Raw genomic sequence first — 21,497 nt, forward strand, 5'->3', positions numbered from 1 at the left:
AAGGCGCTCCGTGAGGGCGAAGGGATTGGCAGGGGAGCCGCTGTTTGCAGCCTTTGGCGGCAAAGGCGCTCCAGGGGGGGGAGAAAGACGTTGCTGGCGCAACGGGTGTGTGTGTTCTGTTAGTTGCTGAAGATGGCTCTGGGGAGCCAGGTGGCCATTTCGGGGAAGATGACTACCAGGCTCAGGCCGATCAGTTGGAGGATGACGAACGGGATGATGCCCTTGTAGATGTGTCCGGTCTTGACCTGGGGCGGGGCCACGCCCTTGAGGTAGAAGAGGGAGAAGCCAAAGGGCGGCGTCATGAACGAGGTCTGGAGGTTCACGGCGAACAGGATGGCGAACCAGAGCGGGTCGAATCCGAAGTCGGCCATGATCGGGGCCAGCACCGGGATGTGGATGAAGGTGATTTCGATGAAGTCCAGGAAGAAGCCGATGACAAAGATGATGGACATGACGATGAGCATGACCGTCCATTTACCGAAGGCCAGGTGGGTGATGTAGTCGCGGATGACGTGGTCGCCGCCCAGGCCCCGGAAGACCAGGCCGAAGGCGCTCGCGCCCACCAGGATGATGAAGACCATGCAGGTCAGCACGGTCGTGGTGGTCATGGTTTCCTGCAATCGTTTGAAGGTGAAGCGGCCGTTGGCGATGGACAGGATCATGGCCCCGGCGGCACCCACTGCCGCAGCCTCGGTCGGGGAGGCCACGCCCGCGAAGATGGAGCCGAGCACGCAGGTCATGAGCAGCAGCGGCGGGATGAGCGCCTTGACCACGCGGGTCCACAGACCGGCCCTGAGGATCTCTTTCCATTCCTTGTCCGGGATGGCCGGGGCGCAGGTCTTGTTGAAGTGCGAGTAGACGATGATGTAGAGGCAGTACAGGCCGACCAGGACCATGCCCGGAATGACCGCGCCCATGAACAATTCGCCCACGGACACGCCGATGATGTCGCCGAGCAGGATGAGCACGATGGATGGCGGGATGATCTGCCCCAGGGTGCCCGAGGCGGAGATGACGCCGGTGGACAGCTCTGTCTGGTAGCCGCGCCGGAGCATGGTGGGCAGGGAGATCAGGCCCATGGTGACCACGGTGGCGCCGACGATGCCGGTGGACGCGCCGAGCAGCATGCCCACGATGACCACGGACACGGCCAGGCCGCCGCACATGCGGCCGAACAGCAGGGCCATGGTCTCCAGCAGGTCTTCCGCCAGCCCTGACCGTTCCAGCATGACGCCCATGAAGATGAAGAGCGGCACCGCGATCAGCGTGAAGTTGTTCATGATGCCCCAGATGCGCATGGGGAGCAGGTTGAAGAAATCCCATCCGAAGCCGACGAGGCCAAAAATCAGGGACGTGCCGAGCAGGGTGAAGGCCACGGGGAAGCCGAACATCAGCAGGACGGTCAGCACCGCGAACATGATCAGCGGGAGGGCTTCCGTCATTTATGCGCCCTCCCTTTCGGTTCTTCATGAGGCCTGTCGATGAGTGTCAGGAATGACTTGATGCCCATGGAAATGCCCTGAAGGGCCACCAGGATGAAGCCGACGAGGATGAAGGCCTTGAGCACGTAGCGGGCAGGCAGTCCGCCCGGGTCCGGGGAGCCTTCGCCGATGACATAGGACATGCGGAAGAATTGCCAGGAGGTGTCGAGCACGAGAAAACAGCCCGGCAGCAGGAAGAGGATGACGCCCAGAAGGTTGGTCCAGGCTTGTCCTTTGGGGCTGAGTCGCTGGTAGAAGACGTCCACGCGCACATGCCCGTCCACCAGCAGGGTATAGCCTGCACCAAGGAGGAACACGACCCCGAACAGGTGCCATTCAAGCTCTTGGACGGCTACAAAGGAGGTGTCGAAAGCGTATCGCATAATCACGTCCGCGGTGACCACCATCACCATGAGCAGGGCGATATAGCCCGCCAGTTTGCCGAACCAGGTGTTCAGCCGGTCGATGCATCGGATGAGGCCAGTCAGAATTCCCATCAAAACCCTTCCTTGGAACGCAGTGGCATGTTCGTCCAACCAGATGAACACGTTGGGATCATCGCCCGGCAGGGCAGGCAGGAATGCCGGACAACCATCCATTATGACCGATGACACCGGGCAGGACTCCGGGTGATTGTAAAAAGGGGGACGCGTCTTGCAAACCGGGAATCGCCTGGCTGATCGGAGTTAAAGTGCTTTTTCCACGCCGTCGGCATTCGGTTTTATCGGGAAGGCAATATGGAAGGTGCTCCCCCGGCCAACCTCGGAGTCGGCCCGGATGGAGCCGCCGTACCGTTCCACGATCTGTTTGGTGATGGCCAGTCCCAGGCCGGCTCCGCGCGCGCCATAGTCTTGCGCGGTCTTGTCCTTGACCTGATGGAATTTGGTGAAGATGTTCTCTATGTCTTGGGCGGGGATGCCGCTGCCGGTGTCCTCCACCTGGATGGTGAGGGTCTGGCCGTCCGCTTCCGATCCGGCCCGCAGGATGACCCGGCCCGATCGGGTGAACTTGGCGGCATTGTTGAGCAGGTTGATGATCACCTGGGTCAGGCGGTCCGGGTCCACGGTCATTTCGGGCAGGTCGTCTGCGATCTCCACCAGCAGCCTGAGGTCGGGGTTTTGGGCATAGAGTCCGGTCACGGCCTGGGCCGCATGTCTGAGCACCGGGGCCGGAGCGATCAGCTGATCGTCCCAGTTCATGCGTCCGGCTTCGATGCGGGTCAGGTCCAGGAAGTCGTTGACCAGTCTGGTCAGTCGCTCCCCTTCCTGAACGATGATATCCAGGTTGTTGCATATGCGGCTTCCCATTTTGTGCATATCAGCCTGGCATTTGGCCGCAGGCAGGAAGACCTTGCAGAAGTCCCTGTGAATCAACTTGGCAAAGCCGAGCACACTGGTCAGGGGGGTCCGCAGTTCGTGGGAGACCGAGGACAAAAATGCGGTTTTGAGCTGGTCCAGTTCCTTGAGGCGCAGGTTGGCCTGCTCCAGCTGCAGGGCCTTGTTTTCCAGATCCATGGTGCGCTCGGCGACCAACCGCTCTAGCTGCCGGTTCATCTCGGCCAGCTCCTGTTCGGCCTGTTTCCGCTTGGTGATGTCCACGGCAAATCCTTCGATGATCTCCAGATCGCCGTTTTCGTCAAAGATGCCCCGGCTGTTGATGATGACCCATCTTTTGGATCCATCCTTGCGGAAGATTTCCGCTTCAAATCCAGAAACCGTTCCGCTTCTCTCCAGGATGGCGAGCATGTTCTTGCGGGTGTCGCTGCGGACGTAATGCTGGTCTTTGATGTGGGTGACTGCCTCAATCATTTCTTTGGGCGAGTCGTATCCGAGGAGCTGGGCCATGGCCGGGTTGGCGCTGATGAATTTCCCCGACGGGGTGGACTGGAATATGCCTTCGACCGCACTCTCGAAAAGGATGCGGTATTGTTCCTGGGCGTCGAGCTGTTTTTGCTGGGCGCGTTTGCGCTGGCGGCGGCTGTCGGCTTCGCGCAGTTCGCGTTCCACTGCCGGGATGAGTCTGGCCCAGTTGCCTTTGCGGACATAGTCGCTGGCCCCCTCCTTGAGGATCATGACCGCATTGTCCTCGATCAGCACTCCTGAGATGACGATGAACGGGATGTCCAACCCCTTTTCCTTGACTATTCTCAAGGCCTCATGCCCGTCAAAGGCCTGCATCTGGTAGTCGGACAGGATGATGTCCCAGGTGCCTTTGTCCAGGGCGTCGGTCAGGGCCCTGGCCGTTTCCACCATTTTCCAGTCCGGCTCGTAGCCGCCCCGACGGAGTTGGCGCAGTGTGAGCAGGCCATCATCTTCACTGTCTTCAACGATCAAAACACGGATCGGTATGCCCATTTGGCCTCCTCTGGTCATCATTCACCCGGAAAAATATCGTACAGCCCCTGCCAGTCTCGGCCTCGGCCAGGATTTCGCCGTGATGGCGGTTGACGATCCGGCGGGCCGTGGCCAACCCTGTGCCCGGGCCCGGATATTCATCTTCGCCGTGCATGCGCTGGAACACGCCGAACAAGCGGTCTTTGGCGTAATGCATGTCGAATCCGGCTCCGTTGTCGCGGATGAAGCAATAGTGTAGGCCGCCATGCTCTTCGATCCCGAAGGTGATGCGGGGATCATTTGCTGCGGCCGTGAATTTCCAGGCGTTGTCCAGCAGCCTGGTCAGCAGCGTCCGGGCGAGCAGCCGGTCCATGATTACGGTGACACCCTGTTCCACAGTCAACTTCGGGGTGTGGTCTGGGTAGGTTTTAGCCAGGACGGCATTGACCTCTTCGGCCAGTGCCGAAAGATTCACCGCCTCAGGGGTGATGTCGTTCCGGGACTCGCGGGACATCTCCAGCAGGGCATCGATGTACCGGTTGATCTTCATGCCGTTGCTGCGCACCCGTTCCAGAGAGTCTCTGCCCGAGTCTCCCAGAGCATCGGCATGGTCTTCGATGACGGCTTGGCTGAACCCGTCGATGGCCCTGAGCGGCGCGCGCAGGTCATGGGAAATGGCATAGAGCATGAGGTCCATCTCCCTGTTCAGCTCTTCAAGCATGCGTTGGCACTGGGCGGGCGTCATGGCGTTGGCTGGCCTCCGTTCGGACCGATGTTCAGGACCAGCCAGTACAGCCCCAGTTGCCGCACCGCCTCTGAGAACTGGTTGAAGTCCACGGGCTTGCGGATATAACTGTTGGCTCCCAGGCTGTATCCGTCCAGGAGATCCTGCTGTTCTTTGGAGGAGGTCAGGATGATGACCGGCAGCAGCCTGGTCCGTTCGTCCTCGCGGATGCGCGTCAGTACTTCCAGGCCGTTTATCTTGGGCAGCTTGAGGTCGAGCAGGATGATCTGGGGGGTATCCTTGCAATCCCGGCCGGCATGTTTCCCGGTGCAGAAGAGATAATCCAAAGCCTCGGCCCCATCCGTTGCTATGACCACGTTGTTCATGATGTTGTTCTTTTGGAAAGCCCGCAAGGTCAGAGCGACATCGTCAGGGTTGTCCTCTATCAACAGGATGGATTTTGCAGCGTCTTGGGACATGATGATCTCCCGCGTCTATAGTGTGAATGAAAATGTCGCGCCCTTGCCGATTTCGCCTTCGGCCCGGATTTGGCCGCCGTGCTTGCGGATGACGCGGTCCACTATGGCCAGACCGATGCCGGTTCCTTCGAACTCGTCCTGGGTGTGCAGGCGGGAAAAGGCCTGAAACAGTTTGTCGGCGTAGCGCATGTCAAACCCGGCCCCGTTGTCTCGCAGCACGAACCACTTGGTGCCGTCAATGGTTTTGGCCTTGAATGTGACCTTGGGGTGTTCGTTGGCACTGCTGAATTTCCAGGCATTGCCCACGAGATTGGTCATCAGCAGCCGGACGAGGTGCGGGTCGGCGCGGGTCTTGAGGTCCGGTTCGATTTCTATCTCCACAATGGTGTCGGGGTCGTGCTCCCTGATTTCCAGGATCACATCGAGCATGATTTCGCCCAGATCCACTGTTTCGCAGGTGACGCCGAGACGGCTCATGTGCGTCAGGGCCAGAATGTCGTCGATGAGCATGCCCATGCGCTGGCTGGCCAGCCGGACGCGGTCAAGATAATTGAGGGCTTCCTGTTCGAGCTTGTCTCCGTAGTCTTCGATCAATGCCTGGCTGAAGCCGTCGATGGCTCTGAGCGGCGCACGCAGGTCGTGGGATACCGAGTAGGAGAATGATTCCAGCTCGGTGTTGGCCGCTTTCAGTTCCATTGTCCGTTCCCTGACGCGTCTTTCCAGATCTTCGGCCTGGGAGGAGAGCAGGGCTTCCCGTTCCATGTAGTAGTCCACGCGCTGTTTGAGTTCCCCGGGCGAGAGCTTCAGCTCGGCCAGGATTTCGGCATACATGCTGGAGAGCTTGTCTCGCTCTTTTTCCGTGTAGACATTGGCGGACATGATGGCTGCATGGGCTTCGGCCGTGCCGACGGCCCCGGCCAGGGCGTTCTCCACCTCGCCCAACAGTTCAGCCAAATCGGCAAGAGATATCATGCGCTGCTCGGCCAGACCGGCTCGCCGCACGCTCTTTACGAACAAGGCTCCGGCTTCTGAGTCGTCCATGTAGCGCGTCAGGGCCGCGACGATGCTGTGGGTCTTTTCCTCCAGGTCGATGCTGGCCTCGCTGGAGGCGATGGCTCGTTTGTCCTCGCGTTGGAGGATGTTGACGAATCCCTTGGCCAAGGTCATGCCCGTGGCGCTTTGGGTGCAGGCCATGGACCCGGACACGTAAAGACCGATGTTGACGAACATGGACCAGAACACACTTTGGCCCAGGGGGTCCATGGAGGTCAGACCGAACAGCGCTTCCGGCTTGAGCAATTCGATGCCGAAGGGGCCGTTTAGGGTCATGGACTGGAATGCCCAGTCGCTGCGGGCAAAGGCGGGGACGACCAGGGTATAGAACCAGATGGTGTAGCCGCCGGCCAGGGCGAGTTGCGCACCGATCTTGTTGCCCTGTTCCCAGAAGAGCCCCCCCAGGATTGGCGGTGCAAATTGGAGGGCTGCGGCAAAGGATATCAGTCCCATGTTGACCAGCATGAACGAATTGCCCACCGCGACTTCGAACCAGTATCCGGTCAGAATCACCAGGGCCACACAGAACCACCGGAGCCTGATCAGATGGCGTCGCAGGAACATCAGTTGTTTGAAATTCCCTATGATGGGCAGCAGGATATGATTGGTGAGCATGGTCGAGAGCGTCATGCTTGAAATCATGACCATGGAAATGGCCGCGGACACGCCTCCGATATAGACGAGCATGGTCAGCCATGGGCGTGAGTACCACATGGGCAGCTTGAGAACGAAGGTGTCGGCCATGTCCGGTGAAAAACCGATACGCAATCCCTCCAGCGCGATGGGCACCACGAAAATGGAGATGAGCAGCATGTAGAGGGGGAACAGCCACATGGCCGTGGTCAGGTGTCTTTGGTCACTGTTCTCGATGACGGCCACATGGAACTGGCGGGGCAGGAACATGATGGCGGACATGGACAGGACCAGATAGGTGGCCCAGGTCGAATACGGAGTTTCCACGGGACCGGTCAATGAGATGATTTCGTTGAGGTGCAGGCCCATGGCTTCGGCATTGGCGAAGACGTCGCGGAATCCGTTGTGGGCCACGAAGGTAATGAAGATGCCGCAGGCCAGGAATGCGGCCAGCTTGACGATGGATTCCACGGCGACCACGGTGATCATGCCCGGATGCCGTTCCGTGGGATCGAGTTTGCGGACGCCGATCATGATGGTGAAGCCGATCATCAGGATGATCGAGAGGGGGCCGACCTGCTCCCGCACCCAGGAAGTTGTGGGGCCGGGATCTCCGGCGATGGTGTTGAAGGTCGCGACAACGGATTTGATTTGCAGGGCCAGATAGGGAGTGGAGCCCACCAGGGCCGCGCAGGAGGCCATGGCCGCCAGACTGAGAGACCGATCGTATCGGGCAGAAATGAAATCCGCGATGGAGGTGATGTGGAACTTGTTCTTGATGCGCACCATGCGCCGCATGATCTGCCACCACAGTATGATGGTCAGGGTGGGACCGATGTAGATGGTGGTGAAGAGCATGCCCGAGCTCACGGCCTTGCCCACACTGCCATAATAGGTCCAGGATGTGGCGAACACGGCCAGGGACAGTCCATAGACAAAGGGATTTCCGGCGATTCTTTTGCTCAAGGGCGAACGGCTTTCCACCCACAGGGCCAGCAGGAAGAGCAGACCGAAATAGATGAGCATGACAATGACCACGACCAGTGGATTGAACATGTTCAGTCCTTCTTGTCCGTGGTTGTTGCGCGGTGGAGGGCGTACCCTGTGACCATGAGCAGAGCCACTATTACCGTCCAGACGACGAATATGTAATAGAATGCGGTAACGCCTCCGTCGTCTGCCGTGATGGACAACAGAGGCCAGTTGAAGAACAGCACGCCTACATGGAAGAGCAGGATGGCACTGGTTCGGTTTTTGAAGAATCCGATGATTCTGTTCAAGCACGTCCTCCGGTGTGTTGGGGTCTTTTCCATGCCTGCCGGTAGAGTGGGGTCTGAATAATTTGAACATAACAGGTTGCGGCAAAAGTGCAATTATAGATAGGCGGTTGTTTTGCCGGGCAAAAGAAAGCCCGGCCCCGCAATTGCGGAACCGGGCGGTTGTGGGAAGGAGGTTGGGGTTTAGTAATGCATGTCCTCATCGGTCATCGGGGTTGCAAGGGTCTTGTAGGCCCAGAATTGGTACGCGATGACGAGGGGCACGAACACCAGGGCCACGCCGAGCATGATCTGCAGCGTCAGGAGGCTGGATGCGGAGTTCATGATGGTCAGGCTGTTGGCCGGGTTGGGATTGGACGGGATGAGGGCCGGGAAGATGCCGACCACGCCGAACAGTGCCGTGCCGCCGATGTACAGGCAGGAGGATGCCCAGGCCATCCAGTATTTCCTGGCTCCGAGGTAGGTGCGCATGAGCACCAGTCCGGCCACAGGCAGGAGCAGGATGACGAACAGCACCGGGTAGACCAGGTAGTTGTTGAACAGCTTGGTGGACAAGGCGGTGAAGGCCAGGAACAGGACCGTCAGGACCACCACGCCGGGCCACAGCTTGACGGCGATGCCCTCTGCGCGGACCTGCAACTCCCCGGTGGTGCGGATGCACAGCCAGAGCGCTCCGTGCATGAGGAAGATGCTCACGAACAGGATGCCGCCCGCAATGCCGTAGGGGTTCAGCAGGCCGAGCAATCCGGCCTGGGAGAACCCGGTTTCATCCAGGGGGATGCCCTGGAAGATGTTGCCGAAGGCCACGCCGAGCAGCAGGGCGGGCAGGAAGGAACAGACCGCGTGGGCGGTGTCCCAGATCTTTTTCCATGCGTCGCTGTCCACCTTGGAGCGGAATTCGAATGAAACTCCGCGCACGATGAGGGTGAACAGGAGGAGCATCAGGGCCGTGTACAGGCCGCTGAACATTTGGGCATAGGCGTAGGGGAAGGCGGCAAAGGTGACGCCGCCGGCCGCGATCAGCCAGACCTCGTTGCCGTCCCAGAAGGGACCGGTGGCGTTGAACATCGCCCTTTTTTCGGCTTCGTTCTTGGCCAGGAAGGGGAGCAGGGTTCCTACTCCCAGGTCAAAACCGTCCAGCATGAAGTATATGGCCCAAAGCACTCCCCAGAGGACGAACCAGATCATCGCCATGTAGTAGTGCAGCGAACCGATTTCCAGTATAGTTTCCATAAGTTTCTCCTTTAATCCGCTGTGTTAGACCTGGATCGGGCTGTTGTCTTCAGGCCCTTTCTTGGCGAGCTTGATCATCAGCCAGATTCCGGCGGCACCGAGCAGGGAGTAGAGCAGGGTCATGAGCACCAAGGAGAAGCCCACTTCGCCGGTCGCTACCGGGGATACCGCATCACTGGTCCGCATGAGTCCGTACACTATCCACGGCTGGCGGCCCACTTCCGTCAGGGTCCAGCCCGCCCAGATGGCGATGTAGGGCAGGGGAATGCAATAGGGCAGTACCTTCAGGTAGAGGGGATACTTGTCGAGTTTGTTGCGCATGAGCCAGCCAAAACCGGCAAGGAGCGGGAAGAGCGTGCCCAGGCCGACCATCAGGCGGAAGGAAAGGAAGGTCAGGATCACGGGCGGCCGGTCTTCCTTGGGGAAGTCGTTCAGCCCCTTAACCTCGGCGTTGAAGTCGTTGTAGGCCAGGAAGCTCAGCACGCCGGGCAGGGGCAGGGCTTCCAGCACGTTGCCGTCTTCACCCGGAATGACCAGAAGATTCATGGGCGCATTTCTCTGGGTTACCCAATGGGATTCCATGGCCGCCAGCTTTGCGGGCTGGGTCAGGGACATGTTGTTGCCGTGGATGTGTCCCTCCACCGCTGTGAAGATGGAGAAGACCAGGGCAACGGTCACGCCGATGTTGAAGGATTTCTTGAAGAAGCTTTCGTTGCTCTTGCGCAGGAGGTGCCAGGCGGAAACGCCCATGAGGAAGAAACCGGCCAGCAGCAGGGATGCCGGGATGATGTGGAAGAATTCCAGCCAGGCATATTTGTTGACAATGATTGCGAAGAAGTCGGTCAGCTCCGCACGCCCGTTGCGCAGGGTGTACCCCACCGGGTTCTGCATGAAGCCGTTGGCGATGAGAATCCAGATGGCGGACAGGTTCGATGCGCCTGCCACCAGCCAGGCAGTGGTGGCGTGGGCTTTGGGCGAGAGCTTTTCCCATCCGAAGTGCCAGACGCCGATGAAGGTGGACTCCAGGAAGAACGCGGCTGTGGCCTCGATGGCCAGGAGCGAGCCGAAGATGTCGCCTACATAGGCGGAATATCTCGACCAGTTGGTGCCGAACTGAAATTCCAGGGTGATGCCGGTGACAACGCCCAGGGCGAAGTTCACCAAAAATATTTTGCCCCAGAATTTGGCCATTTTCTTGTATACCTCGTTGCCGGTGCGTACATAGGCCGTTTCCATGCAGGCAATGAGCACGGAAAGACCGAGCGTCAGCGGCACGAAGATGAAGTGAAACATGGTGGCCGCAGCAAATTGCAGCCGAGAAAGCATCAGCACATCCATACAAACCCCCTTGCGGATATTGCTTTGAAACACCTTATCGATCAATTAAAAGTCAACATTTGAAGGTGTATACCTTCCCGTAAAGAACAAGGCAAGAATAATTATTATTCTCAGCCTACTTGTTTTTCATGCTGATGGGCTGTCCCGTGGATTCGAGCACTGCCCTCCAGTAATTGGAGCAGGTGTTGATTCGTTTCTTGCCTTTGGTCACCAGGTCCATGGGTATATGGACGTACCGCCCGTTCCAGCGCGAGATGACCAGCCCGGTACGGCCCGACATGCCGGCATGGACCGCGTGTATGCCCAGGAACGAGCAGTATATGCGGTCGTTGGCATTGGCCGGTACCGAGCGGATGATGTAGCTCGGGTCGATGTATTTCAACGTGGCTTCAATACCCTGATTTTTGAAATGATTGAGAATTTCTTCCTTGAGCAGGGTGGCGATGTCGCTCAGTTTGACGTTGCCCGAAGCGTCTTTTTTCCCGGACTCCTTGAGCATGTCCTGCCCTGCGCCTTCGGCAACGACGATGACCGCATTGCCGCTTTTCTTCATGCGCTTGTCCAGGGCGGCCAGGAAGCCGTTTTCGCCGTGGATGTCAAAGGGGTCTTCGGGGATGAGACAGAAATTGATTTCCTGGCAGGAAAGGGCGCTTTGTGCCGCGATAAAGCCCGCGTCCCTGCCCATGACCTTGACCAGGCCGATTCCCCAAGGCGCTCCGGTGGCCTCCACGTGCGCTCCTCTGAGGGCCAGGGTGGCGGTTTCCACCGAGGTGTCGAAACCGAAGGACGGCGACGCATAGTTGATGTCGTTGTCAATGGTCTTGGGCAATCCCACCACGGAAATGGACAGGCCTCGATTGGCGATTTCGTCCACGACCTTGGAGGCGGCGCGCATGGTGCCGTCACCGCCGATCATGAACAGGATGGAGACGTTCATGCGTTCCAGGGCGTCCACAATGACCTCCGGGTCCTGGGGGCCGCGGGAACTGCCCAGAACAGTGCCGCCGAATTCGTGTATGCGGCTGACGAAATCCGGGGTCAACTCGATGACGTCGTAGCCTTGTTCCGGCGCGAAACCGGCGAGGCCGTACTGGATGCCGAGCACGGACGAAACCTTGTATTCATGGTGGGCGGTCATGACAATGGCCCTGATCACGTCGTTCAGTCCCGGGCACAGGCCGCCGCAGGTGACCACAGCGCACTTGGTCTTGCTGGGGTCGTAATAAACCTTGTCACGGGGACCTGCCGGTTCGAAATAGACATGCACCGGCTTTTTCTTGCTTCGGCTGGTTCCTTCCACGTTCTTTCGGGAAATATTGACCAGTACGGCATCGTCTTCTTCGACAAACCAGCCGAATTTGATCGGATTCATGACCTTGGCGGTGCCGACGGTGGCTATTGTGGTGTCTTTAGGTGTGCCACCTTCACCATTGGATGCTTTCATTTGGACCTCTTGGCTTACGGAAATGGGATATTGGACTTATTGTTATAATGATTTTCGGTCGCGGGCAAATTATAAATGCGTTTTATCGACGTGTTACAGATGGTGTGGCCTCACCGAGGCGCCTGGTGCCCGGGGGGTGATCCGGGCCGACCCCGCTGAAGGAGTTTTTCGCTCACTTGACCTTTGCAGGTAAAGTCCTATTTACTGGCTTTGCGACTCATTGTGATGATTGGAGGTTGTCACTCATATGACTAGTCAGATCAAGACCGTGCTGTTCCTGGGCCTGCTCACCGGCCTGCTCATGATGCTCGGCGGGGCCATGGGTGGCCGGGCCGGGTTGTTCCTGGCCTTTGCCCTGGCCATGCTCATGAACGTGAGCAGCTATTGGTATGCGGACAAGATCGTGCTCGGGATGTACAAGGCCCGCGAACTTTCGCCCGGCGACGCTCCGCACATCCATCGGGTGGTCGAGGAAATGGCGGCCAATGCGGGCATTCCCAAGCCGCGCATCTTTCTCATTCCCCAGGACGCCCCCAACGCCTTTGCCACGGGACGTGACCCGGAACATGCCGTGGTGGCCGTCACGCGGGGCATCGTCAACATGCTCAGCCCTGCCGAGCTCAAGGGCGTGCTTGCCCACGAATTGGGGCATATCGCCAACCGGGACATCCTCATCCAGACCATCGCCGCAGTGCTGGCCGGTGCCATCGTGTACATTGCCACCATGCTTCAGTGGACGGCCATATTCGGAGGTATGTCCGGTGACGACGACGAGGGAGGCAGTCCGCTGGCCGCTCTGGCCATGGCCTTTCTCGCCCCTGTTGCCGCCACCCTGATCCAGATGGCCATTTCCCGGTCGCGCGAATATCTTGCCGATGCCACCGGGGCGCGTCTGTCGCATCCCTTGGACCTTGCCGGGGCTTTGGGCAAGCTCGACGCCGTCTCGCGCCAGGTGCCGCTTGAGGGCAACCCGGCCACGGAAAACATGTTCATAGTCAATCCCTTCAGCGGCCGCAGGGCCACGTCCCTGTTCGCCACGCATCCTCCCATCGAAGACCGCATCGCCAGGCTCCGGGCCATGGCTCAAGGCAGGTAATATGAAACAGCTTTCACTCCTCCTCGCTCTCGCCGCACTGCTCCTGGCAGCCGCTCCTGTCCATGCCGACCATCGGCGTACCCCGGTGGTCATGGCTGTGGAAGCGGTCAGTCCGTCGGTGGTGAACATCACGGTGACCGTGAAATCCCAGGCAGGAGGACGTTCTCCCTTTGGCGATCCTTTTTTCGACCAGTTCTTCAAGGAATTTTACGGACAGCAGCAAAAGCAGACCCAGAGCCTGGGGTCCGGCGTCATCATCGACGGCGACAAGGCCCTGGTGCTGACCAACGCCCATGTGGTCTCATCGGGCGGCGACATCCTGGTCCGCCTCAATGACGGTCGGGAGTTCCGGGCCGAACTGGTCGGTTCGGATTCGGATTTTGACCTGGCCGTGCTCAAACTCACCAACGCTTCGGGCCTGCCCCAGGTCTCCATGGGCGATTCCGGCGACATCTACATCGGAGAGACCGTCATCGCCATCGGCAACCCGTTCGGGTACTCCCATACCGTGACCACCGGCGTTGTTTCCGCCCTGAATCGGCCCATGAAGACCGACAAGGGCGCTTACGGGAGCTTCATCCAGACCGATGCGGCCATCAATCCCGGCAATTCCGGCGGCCCGCTTCTGAACATCAACGGTGAACTCATCGGCATCAACACCGCCATCCAGGCCCGGGCAGAGGGCATCGGGTTCGCCATTCCCATCAACAAGGCCAAGCACGTCATTGCCGAACTCCTCGACTCCGGCCATGTCGCGCCCATCTGGCTGGGCATGTTCGGTCAGGACATTGATCAGGCTGCGGCCCGGTATTTCAATCTCAAGAGCCTCAAGGGGATGCTCGTGAGCGAGGTCTATCCCGGAACCCCTGCTGCCGGGGCCGGTATCAAGCCCGGTGATATTGTCCTGTCCCTGAACGGGCAGACCGTGGACAACAAGACCGATTACCTGACCAGGCTGTACAGCATGACCAAGTCCGAATCCCTGAATCTGGGCGTCCTGCACGACGGAAAGCAGTCCAGGCATTCCTTGCGGCCCCAGGTGCTGGACAAGGGCATGGCCCTGGATCTGGTCCGCACGCGCTGGGGTTTTGAACTGGCAGATCGTCCCAGTGGAACCGGCGCCGAGGTGACTCTGGTGGTGGCCGGCTCCGCCGCCGCCAAGCTCGGGTTGCAGCGCGGCGACATCATCCACCAGATCGGCAACCGCAGCCTGACGTCGGGCATTGACCTGCTCAACGCCTTTTTGCGCAACCGCATGCAGCAGACCGTCATGATGCGCGTCCAGCGTGGGCGCAACCTCTACACCGTCAGACTGACAATCTAGGAGCAGAGCCATCCGGGACCAACGACGATATTGGACCGACGCGTGTGCGGCCAAGACCTTCACCACTCCGTTCAGGCTGGATGTGTTTTCGCAATACGTCCCCAAGAATGCCCGTATCCTTGATTTCGGCTGCGGCTATGGCCGGACTTTGGCTGAGTTGAGCGCAGGCGGGTACACCGAGCTGACCGGCATCGATTTTTCCCCATCCCTGATCGAGCGAGGCCGGGCTGAGCATCCCGAGCTTGACCTGGCCGTCTACCCCGGCGGCCCGTTGCCCTATGAAGACAACGTCTTTGACGCGGCCATCATGCTCGGCGTGCTGACCTGCATGCCGGAAACCCGGGGCCAGGCCGAGGCCCTGCTTGAGCTCAAGCGCGTGCTCTGTCCCGGCGGTCTGCTCTACGTCAACGATTTTCTGCTCAACCGCGACAAGCGCAACCTCGACCGGTATCAGGAAGGCCAGGAGAAGCACGGCATCTACGGCATCTTCGACCTGCCGGACGGCGGCATAGTGCGTCATCACGACCGCAACCACATGGAGGCGCTCTTCTCCGGCTTCCACACTCTCCTCTTTGAAGAAACCGTGTACGAGACCATGCACGGGCATCATTCCCAGGGTTTCTATGCCATGGTGCGGATGCCGGGGTAGGGGGCTTTCGATCGCAGGGCATGCGGTTTGGGGAGAGCTGCCGTTTGCGTTCGAGCGTCCAAGATGCTTTGGCAAAGTGAAGATATGCGATGATGTATGCTCAGGGCATAAATAAACCCGGCTGCTCCAAATGGAGCAGCCGGGTTTATGTCGTTTATCTCAAGTCGTCTACTGCAACAGGTCGGGCCTGGCAATGTCGATCTCGGCGTTCTTGCTGAGGTCATCCATGAATGCAGCCAGGTTTTCCTGCTGGTAGTTCTTGTTTGCCTGTTCGATCCAGTATTCTTTCTGTTCCTTCCATGTCTCGTCAGAGGCAGGAATGTGTTCGTTCAGGCGTGCCGCGACAACGATGCCGCCGGACAGGGTGTAGACCAGTTCCATCCAGCTCGTGTCCTTGGCCTCGAACGCGGCCGTGGTCAGGGGGGTGCTCTGGCCCAGATTCGGTATGTTGCCCTGACGGTCAAAGGGTTCGGAGGTCTTGATGCGGGACGCGTAGGTCTTTGCTGCGGCAGCGCTGTCCGGACCGGTCAGGGCAGCCAGGATTTTCTCGGCCTCTTTTTCGGCCATTACAGCGCCTTTCTGGCCCTTGATGGTGTTGACGATGGTCGGTTTGACCAGGTCAAGTTCCATGAGGGTGGGCGGAGTGTCGGACACCTTTTCCACGAGCATGTAGCCGCCGTTGATGGCTGCCGGGGTCTGCTGGACAGCGCCCGGAGCCAGGGTCTCAATGGCATTGGCTGCGTCCGCGGTTAAACCAAAGGATTGGGCAAGGAACTGGGTGGGCATCGGCTCGGTGGTCACGGCCTTGAGGCCGACCTCGGCGGCGATTTCGTCGATGGTCATGCCGGAAACCAGACGGTCCATGGCCTGGTCGAGCAGTTCGGTGACTTTCTCGGAAGCCTTTTCCTGGGCGATCTGGGCCTTGAGCTCGTCCCTGGCATCTTCCAGGGTCTTGGCAGAGGCTTCCGTGCGATCCTCAACCTTGATGATGTGCCAGCCGAACTGGGTCTTGACCAGGCCGGAAATCTCGCCCTTGTTCAGGGCAAAGGCAACCTCTTCAAATTCGGGGACCATGGCGCCGCGTCCGAACACGCCGAGGTCGCCGCCGCGGGGTCCGCTGGGGCCTTCGGAATATTCGACGGCCAGGGCTGCGAAATCCTCACCGGCCTGGGCCTTCTTGAGCACTTTCTCTATCTTTTTCTTGGCGTTTTCCTTGACGGAATCCGGGTCGGAATCCTTGACCATCACCAGGATGTGGCGGGCATGGACCTGTTCCGGTTGTTGCAGGGATGCCTGGTTGGCTGCGTAGTAGGCTGCGATCTCCTCATCCGTCACGTTCTGGTATTCGGCCAGGGCGGCGGGAGTGAAGGGAATGTATCGCAGGGTGACTCGGGCCGGAATCATGAACCGGTCTTCGTTGGCCTGGAAATAGGCGGCCACTTCATCGTCACTGACGGTAATTTCGTTGCGGAAGTCGGCGGGGGTGATTTCGATGTAGTCGATACGAACCTGTTCGCCGACCCAATCAAAGATATGGCGGGCCTGTTCGGGAGAAACCTGGGCAGAGGCGGTCGCGGCCATTTTGACCTTCTCGATGGTCAGTTCCTGCTTGTAGTCGGCCTCGAACTGGGCCGGGGTCATGTGGATCTGCTTGAGGACAGCCTGGTAGACGTTCTTGTCGAACGCACCGTTGTCGTTCTTGAACATGGGCTGGGCCGCAATGCCAGCGAAGACTTCCTTGTCCGAGGCGGCAATGCCGAGCTTGGCGGCTTCGGCCAGAAGCAACTTCTGGCTGATCAGTTCGCCTATGACCATCTGCTTGAATTGCGGCGTCTTGAGCTGGGCCTGGGAGACGTTCGGGTTGGAGCGCCCAATGGACTCGACCATGCGCTGGTAAGCCTGGTCGAATTCCGCTCGGGTGACGATCTGATCATTCACCGAAACCAGGACCGGGTCTCCCGTGTTGCTCAGTCCTGACATGCCGAAGGCAAAGACAAAGACGACGATGATGACGGCAAAAAGAATCTTGACGATCCAGCCGGACGCGTTTTCACGCATTATCTCTAACATTTCTGCTCCGATAGCTGTATTGGACAGGCTGCCTTCCCTTTGTGGAGAGGCAACACCATGCCTGTGTTACTCTTGGCCTTGCCTGACGGCGTTAAGGAGGCCACCTGCCTGGATAATCTCCAGTTCCTTTTTGGTCAAATCATTTATGACCGGGATGGCTACGCCAGCGCCGGTGAGAATGTCGACAGTGCCGCCGGGAGTGATGTCCCCTGCAGGGATGGTCAGGTCGGCCCCTTCGGACAGCTTGTCGTAGTCGGCCGGATTCACCAGCAGCAGCGGCAGGATGCCGAAGTTGACCAGATTGGCCCGGTGGATGCGGGCCAGGGATTTGACGATCACTGCCTTGACGCCGAGGTGGCGCGGGCCGAGGGCCGCGTGTTCGCGGCTGGAGCCCTGGCCGTAGTTCTCGCCGCCCAGGATGACGCCTTTGCCGTGTTCCGTCATCCGGCCCACGAACCCCTCGTCCACGCGGCTGAAGATGTACTGGCTGATGGCCGGGATGTTGGAGCGCAGGGCCGTGATCTGGGCGCCGGCGGGCAGGATGTGGTCGGTGGTGATGTTGTCCCCCACCTTGAGCAGCACCTTGGCCTCGACGGTCTTGGGCAGGGCGTCGAAATCTTCCAGGGCCACGATATTGGGTCCGCGCAGGACTTCAACAGCCCCGGCATCTTTGGTCGGAAAGACGAACAGGTCGCGAATGGAAGGCACTTCCTCGGGCAAATGCACGCGCTCCGGAGCCGGACCCCATGTGGCGGGATCGGTGAACTCGCCGTCAAGGGCGAGACGGGCAGCGGTCTGGGCCGAGGCCAGATAGACCTGGCCGTCCTGGGTGCCGGACCGGCCTTCGAAATTGCGGTTGAAGGTGCGTACCGAAACACCGGCCGAGACCGGGGAGCCGCCCATGCCGATGCACGGGCCGCAGGAACATTCGAGCAGGCGCGCGCCCGCATCCAGCAGGGGCTCGATCAGCCCTTCGCGGGCCAGCATCTTGAGCACCTGCTTGGAGCCGGGGGAAATGAGCAGGTCGGTTTCGGGCGGGGTCTTTTTCCCGGACAGAATCTGGGCGGTGTTCTTCATGTCCGAGTAAGAGGAGTTGGTGCAGGAGCCGATGGCGCACTGATCGATCTTCTTGCCCGCCAGGTCCTTGACCTTGCACACCTGGTCCGGCATGTGCGGCTGGGCCACCATGGGCTCCAGCTCGGACAGGTTGATGGTGATGACGTCGTCGTATTCGGCATCGGCGTCGGCCACCAGTTCGGTCCAGTCGTCCGCACGGCCCATCTTGGCCAGGAAATCCCTGGTCCGTTCATCGGACGGGAAAATGGAGGTGGTGGCGCCCAGTTCGGCACCCATGTTGGTGATGGTGGCGCGGTCCGGCACCGAGAGTGCTGCCACGCCGGGACCGGCGTATTCGAAGACCTTGCCCACGCCGCCCTTGACGGTCAGTCGGCGCAGCAGTTCCAGGATGACATCCTTGCCCTGGGCCCATCCGGTCAGTTCACCGGTCAGCTCCACCTTGACCACTTGGGGCATGGGAATGAAGTAGGCTTCTCCGGCCATGGCCAGCGCCACGGACAGGCCGCCCGCGCCCATGGCCATGGACCCGATGCCGCCTGCAGTGGGCGTGTGGGAGTCCGAGCCGATCAGGGTTGCGCCGGGCTTGGCGAAGTTCTCCAGATGCAGTTGGTGGCAGATGCCGGTTCCGGCAGGGGAAAAGACTGCGCCGGATTTGGCGGCCACGGTGCGGAGATAGCGGTGATCGTCGGGGTTGCGAAAACCCATCTGCAACGTGTTGTGGTCCACGTAGCTGACGGACAGGTCCGTGCGCACCCGGCCTATGCCGATGGCTTCGAACTGCAGCCAGGCCATGGTGCCGGTGGCGTCCTGTGTCAGGGTCTGGTCGATGCGCAGCCCCACCTCTTTGCCGGGAACCATTTCGCCGGAAACGAGGTGCTTTTCAATGATCTTTCGGGTGATGTTCTTGCCCATGCTTTCTCCTCAAATACGCAATAGGGTCTCTCTCAAAACCGCCTGTGCGGATGGAACCGTCCGGGTCTCTCAACTCCCGGTCACGCATGTTCCAGGCGGGGGAATTCCTCTTCCTACAAGGTGTCCGTCCTGTTTCGGATCAGAACAGGAAACCGTTTTTGATACCGTCGGCAGTATCCAGTTCGGCAATACCGAGGTTGATCCGGTTGATCTTGTTGGTGCGGAATTTGATTTCCACATCCAACCGCAGTTTGTCCTGCTGCAACCGGAAGATTTCCTCGTGATGGTAGATGCCGTTCTTGGGGTCTTCGGCTTCCATGAGCTGGCGTACCGCCAGCTTGGTCTTGTCGCGTTCCAGGGTCAAGGCTGCAGCCTCCGCCTCCAGGGTGGGGACGTCGTTACTGAGCCGTGTCTTATCGGATTTTGATTCTTTTGCGTGAGTCATCTTTTATCTCTCTTACCGGCTTGGGTTTCATCACGCCGGTGGGCAGGGAGTTGTAGAAGTTCCAGAATTCGGGCCAGGTTGCAGTCACCTCGCCATGGTTTTCCAGCACGATGCCGCCAGGCACGGAGTAGGCGGCAAGGGCGCACCCCATGGACCAGATCGGGTCCGGGCTGAACCATGTGCCGTCCCACTGGAAGGTGCCTGCCTTGAGCTCGATCACGTCGTCCGCCAATTCGTAGCTTGCGCCCAGGCGGTCGAGCAGCTCCACGGCCACGTCGTTGTCCGCGCCGGAAATCCGGGCGTTGCCGATCTTCAGGGCCAGGGCCAGGGCCAGGGGCATGAAGTCCGGGGAGTTGCCCAGGGTGATGTCGGCGGATTCAGGCAGTTCGCCTTCCATGGTGGCAAAGACGTTCTCTGTGGCCACGTCGACCCTGAGGCCGAGCGCCTTGAGCTGTGCGAGTACGCGGTCCGCCTGGTCGTTTTTGGGCCAGGAACCTTCGATGTTGATGCTGCCGCCGCTTAAAATCGGCAGGGCCATGAGCAGGGAGTTCAGGCGCACGGACAGGGGCAGTCTCGGATTGTGGTCCATGGTCGGGACACCGTCGGATACCGTGACCGAATCCTTTTCCAGCTTGGCGGTGATGCCGCAGGCGGTGAGCACTTCGACGGCTTCGGCCACCCTGTCGCGGGCATCGCTGGTCAATCCCTGTATGGTCAATCCGCCGGGGAAGGACCAGGCCGCCAGGGTCAGGGCGGCTGCAAAGTCCGGGTCCAGGGAGCCGGGCAGGGTCACGGCTTCGTCCATGAATCCGCCGCATTCGAGCCGGACGGGCAGGCCGGGGTTGTTCGGGTTCATGGGTACCAGGCGTGCGCCCAGGGAAGGCAGCACCTTGTTCAGGGCGGAGGCGTCGAGAAGTTGCAGGGCCGGTTTGCCGGTAAACTTGCAGCGGCCCGCATGGCCCAGGGCCAGACAGAGCAGCATGTAGAAGTTGAAGGGATCTTCACCCACGAAAGCCATGTTGCCTTCGAATTCCAGGGTCTTGCCACCTTCATTCCTGATCCAGTCGTCGTCCCAGGTGATGGGCGCGCCCACCTGCTTCAGGGCCTTGGCCAGGTCCTTGTTCGGGGCGTTCATGGTCACCGGGGCCAGTTTTATCTGCGTGCCGGAACTGGCGGCCATGGCCAGCATCATGCGGGTGTAGCGGAAGGACCGGGGACCGGCGATGCCGGCCTTGATGTGATCCACGCGCGGGGCGAGCTTGTAGCCTTCGCCTTCGAATTTCTGGCGAATGTCGGCCAGGGAGAACTGGTTGAGCAGTGTGAAGAGCTGCTTGGAGAGTTTGGCGTCCAGGCCGGCATCTCCGGCCATCTGGTCAAAGGAGCCGCGCAGCAATTTCTCCAGCTTGGGATCGACCAGGGATTTCTGGCGGGATTTGCGCCATGCGCCTTCCTTGCGGATGAGGAACGCCCGCTTTTCCAGCAGGCCCAGAATCTGGCCGTCGATGTCGGAAATATCGGTATAGCGGTGCCCGGCAACCAAGTCGGACTTGCCCGGGGCGTCTTCATCCTGGACAGGCCTTTCGGGTTTGCGTCCGAAGAAGTCGCGGCCGTCACGGTTGCCGCCACGCTTTTCGAATTTGCGCGGTCCACGGCTGTCTTCGCGTTGCGGGCGGTTCGGTCTGTCGCTGTTTCGGGAGGTGTCGCGGCTGTCGTCGCGGCGGGGACGGCTCGGTCCGTCGCTGCTTCGGGAGGTGTCACGATTGCTGTCGCGCGGAGGGCGACCGGAGTCGCGGGTATCTTTGCGCGGGCGGTCCGAGGAGGGACCACTGCTGTCGTCTTTGCGGATCTTGATCATAGTCTTTCCGTCTTCCTTATAAATGATATGGTTCCCCGTAAAAACAGGGAAAGGCTTCTCTAGCCCGAAAGAGC

At 59.8% G+C, this 21,497-nt stretch carries 17 protein-coding genes; 3 read left to right on the plus strand and 14 right to left on the minus strand.

Going from position 1 to position 21,497, the window contains the following annotated elements:
• Positions 1–119 precede the first annotated feature (119 nt).
• The 10 genes from DWB63_RS12880 to DWB63_RS12920 all read right to left on the minus strand — a co-directional run bounded on the left by DWB63_RS12880 (position 120) and on the right by DWB63_RS12920 (position 11,995).
• Positions 120–1,442: a TRAP transporter large permease subunit gene (locus DWB63_RS12880; protein WP_128329255.1), complete on the minus strand. Its 1,323-nt coding sequence runs from the start codon at positions 1,440–1,442 to the stop codon at positions 120–122.
• On the minus strand, positions 1,439–2,095 hold the full coding sequence (locus tag DWB63_RS12885; protein WP_241648845.1) for a TRAP transporter small permease subunit: 657 nt from the start codon (positions 2,093–2,095) through the stop codon (positions 1,439–1,441). Before DWB63_RS12885 ends, DWB63_RS12880 begins: the two co-directional genes overlap by 4 nt.
• Before the next feature lie 72 nt (positions 2,096–2,167).
• Entirely contained in the window at positions 2,168–3,835 is a 1,668-nt protein-coding gene (locus tag DWB63_RS12890; protein ID WP_164879889.1) for an ATP-binding protein, read from the minus strand.
• Positions 3,804–4,559: an ATP-binding protein gene (locus DWB63_RS12895; RefSeq protein WP_128329257.1), complete on the minus strand. Its 756-nt coding sequence runs from the start codon at positions 4,557–4,559 to the stop codon at positions 3,804–3,806. Before DWB63_RS12895 ends, DWB63_RS12890 begins: the two co-directional genes overlap by 32 nt.
• Entirely contained in the window at positions 4,556–5,017 is a 462-nt protein-coding gene (locus DWB63_RS12900; RefSeq protein WP_128329258.1) for a response regulator, read from the minus strand. Before DWB63_RS12900 ends, DWB63_RS12895 begins: the two co-directional genes overlap by 4 nt.
• Before the next feature lie 15 nt (positions 5,018–5,032).
• The gene (locus DWB63_RS17430; protein WP_206613167.1) at positions 5,033–7,759 is read right to left on the minus strand and encodes an ATP-binding protein; all 2,727 of its coding nucleotides are present in this window, start codon (positions 7,757–7,759) and stop codon (positions 5,033–5,035) included.
• 2 nt (positions 7,760–7,761) lie between these two features.
• Entirely contained in the window at positions 7,762–7,983 is a 222-nt protein-coding gene (locus DWB63_RS17345; RefSeq protein WP_164879890.1) for a hypothetical protein, read from the minus strand.
• A gap of 180 nt (positions 7,984–8,163) precedes the next feature.
• Positions 8,164–9,213, minus strand: coding sequence for a cytochrome d ubiquinol oxidase subunit II (cydB, locus tag DWB63_RS12910; protein ID WP_128329259.1), 1,050 nt, complete (start codon positions 9,211–9,213; stop codon positions 8,164–8,166).
• Positions 9,214–9,237: 24 nt separating this feature from the next.
• A complete protein-coding gene (locus DWB63_RS12915) occupies positions 9,238–10,551 on the minus strand; it encodes a cytochrome ubiquinol oxidase subunit I (RefSeq protein WP_128329260.1) in 1,314 nt (437 codons plus the stop codon).
• 115 nt (positions 10,552–10,666) lie between these two features.
• On the minus strand, positions 10,667–11,995 hold the full coding sequence (locus DWB63_RS12920; RefSeq protein WP_128329261.1) for an ATP-dependent 6-phosphofructokinase: 1,329 nt from the start codon (positions 11,993–11,995) through the stop codon (positions 10,667–10,669).
• A gap of 247 nt (positions 11,996–12,242) precedes the next feature.
• Between DWB63_RS12920 and DWB63_RS12925 the strand changes: the two genes are divergently transcribed.
• The 3 genes from DWB63_RS12925 to DWB63_RS12935 all read left to right on the plus strand — a co-directional run bounded on the left by DWB63_RS12925 (position 12,243) and on the right by DWB63_RS12935 (position 15,064).
• On the plus strand, positions 12,243–13,091 hold the full coding sequence (locus DWB63_RS12925; protein ID WP_128329262.1) for a zinc metalloprotease HtpX: 849 nt from the start codon (positions 12,243–12,245) through the stop codon (positions 13,089–13,091).
• Position 13,092: 1 nt separating this feature from the next.
• Positions 13,093–14,415: a trypsin-like peptidase domain-containing protein gene (locus tag DWB63_RS12930; RefSeq protein ID WP_128329263.1), complete on the plus strand. Its 1,323-nt coding sequence runs from the start codon at positions 13,093–13,095 to the stop codon at positions 14,413–14,415.
• Between the two features lie 82 nt (positions 14,416–14,497).
• Positions 14,498–15,064, plus strand: a complete 567-nt coding sequence (locus tag DWB63_RS12935; protein WP_128329264.1) for a class I SAM-dependent methyltransferase — start codon at positions 14,498–14,500, stop codon at positions 15,062–15,064.
• A 168-nt stretch (positions 15,065–15,232) separates the two neighbouring features.
• Here DWB63_RS12935 and DWB63_RS12940 read toward each other — a convergent pair whose 3' ends face one another.
• The 4 genes from DWB63_RS12940 to DWB63_RS12955 all read right to left on the minus strand — a co-directional run bounded on the left by DWB63_RS12940 (position 15,233) and on the right by DWB63_RS12955 (position 21,423).
• A complete protein-coding gene (locus tag DWB63_RS12940) occupies positions 15,233–17,134 on the minus strand; it encodes a SurA N-terminal domain-containing protein (protein ID WP_128329265.1) in 1,902 nt (633 codons plus the stop codon).
• Between the two features lie 66 nt (positions 17,135–17,200).
• The gene (locus DWB63_RS12945) at positions 17,201–19,123 is read right to left on the minus strand and encodes an aconitate hydratase (RefSeq protein ID WP_128329266.1); all 1,923 of its coding nucleotides are present in this window, start codon (positions 19,121–19,123) and stop codon (positions 17,201–17,203) included.
• 139 nt (positions 19,124–19,262) lie between these two features.
• Entirely contained in the window at positions 19,263–19,568 is a 306-nt protein-coding gene (locus tag DWB63_RS12950; protein WP_128329267.1) for a hypothetical protein, read from the minus strand.
• Positions 19,537–21,423, minus strand: a complete 1,887-nt coding sequence (locus DWB63_RS12955; protein WP_128329268.1) for a chorismate mutase — start codon at positions 21,421–21,423, stop codon at positions 19,537–19,539. Before DWB63_RS12955 ends, DWB63_RS12950 begins: the two co-directional genes overlap by 32 nt.
• Positions 21,424–21,497: the final 74 nt, after the last annotated feature.

This window comes from Pseudodesulfovibrio sp. S3 (genome assembly GCF_004025585.1).
Classification (GTDB): Bacteria; Desulfobacterota; Desulfovibrionia; order Desulfovibrionales; family Desulfovibrionaceae; genus Pseudodesulfovibrio.

Coding starts and splice junctions, on each gene's coding strand:
- DWB63_RS12880 (WP_128329255.1), bottom strand. CDS start 1,442: ATGACGGAAGCCCTCCCGCTGATCATGTTCGCGGTGCTGACCGTCCTG.
- DWB63_RS12890 (WP_164879889.1), bottom strand. CDS start 3,835: ATGGGCATACCGATCCGTGTTTTGATCGTTGAAGACAGTGAAGATGAT.
- DWB63_RS12895 (WP_128329257.1), bottom strand. CDS start 4,559: ATGACGCCCGCCCAGTGCCAACGCATGCTTGAAGAGCTGAACAGGGAG.
- DWB63_RS12900 (WP_128329258.1), bottom strand. CDS start 5,017: ATGTCCCAAGACGCTGCAAAATCCATCCTGTTGATAGAGGACAACCCT.
- DWB63_RS17430 (WP_206613167.1), bottom strand. CDS start 7,759: ATGTTCAATCCACTGGTCGTGGTCATTGTCATGCTCATCTATTTCGGT.
- cydB (WP_128329259.1), bottom strand. CDS start 9,213: ATGGAAACTATACTGGAAATCGGTTCGCTGCACTACTACATGGCGATG.
- DWB63_RS12915 (WP_128329260.1), bottom strand. CDS start 10,551: ATGGATGTGCTGATGCTTTCTCGGCTGCAATTTGCTGCGGCCACCATG.
- DWB63_RS12920 (WP_128329261.1), bottom strand. CDS start 11,995: ATGAAAGCATCCAATGGTGAAGGTGGCACACCTAAAGACACCACAATA.
- DWB63_RS12925 (WP_128329262.1), top strand. CDS start 12,243: ATGACTAGTCAGATCAAGACCGTGCTGTTCCTGGGCCTGCTCACCGGC.
- DWB63_RS12930 (WP_128329263.1), top strand. CDS start 13,093: ATGAAACAGCTTTCACTCCTCCTCGCTCTCGCCGCACTGCTCCTGGCA.
- DWB63_RS12940 (WP_128329265.1), bottom strand. CDS start 17,134: ATGTTAGAGATAATGCGTGAAAACGCGTCCGGCTGGATCGTCAAGATT.
- DWB63_RS12945 (WP_128329266.1), bottom strand. CDS start 19,123: ATGGGCAAGAACATCACCCGAAAGATCATTGAAAAGCACCTCGTTTCC.
- DWB63_RS12950 (WP_128329267.1), bottom strand. CDS start 19,568: ATGACTCACGCAAAAGAATCAAAATCCGATAAGACACGGCTCAGTAAC.
- DWB63_RS12955 (WP_128329268.1), bottom strand. CDS start 21,423: ATGATCAAGATCCGCAAAGACGACAGCAGTGGTCCCTCCTCGGACCGC.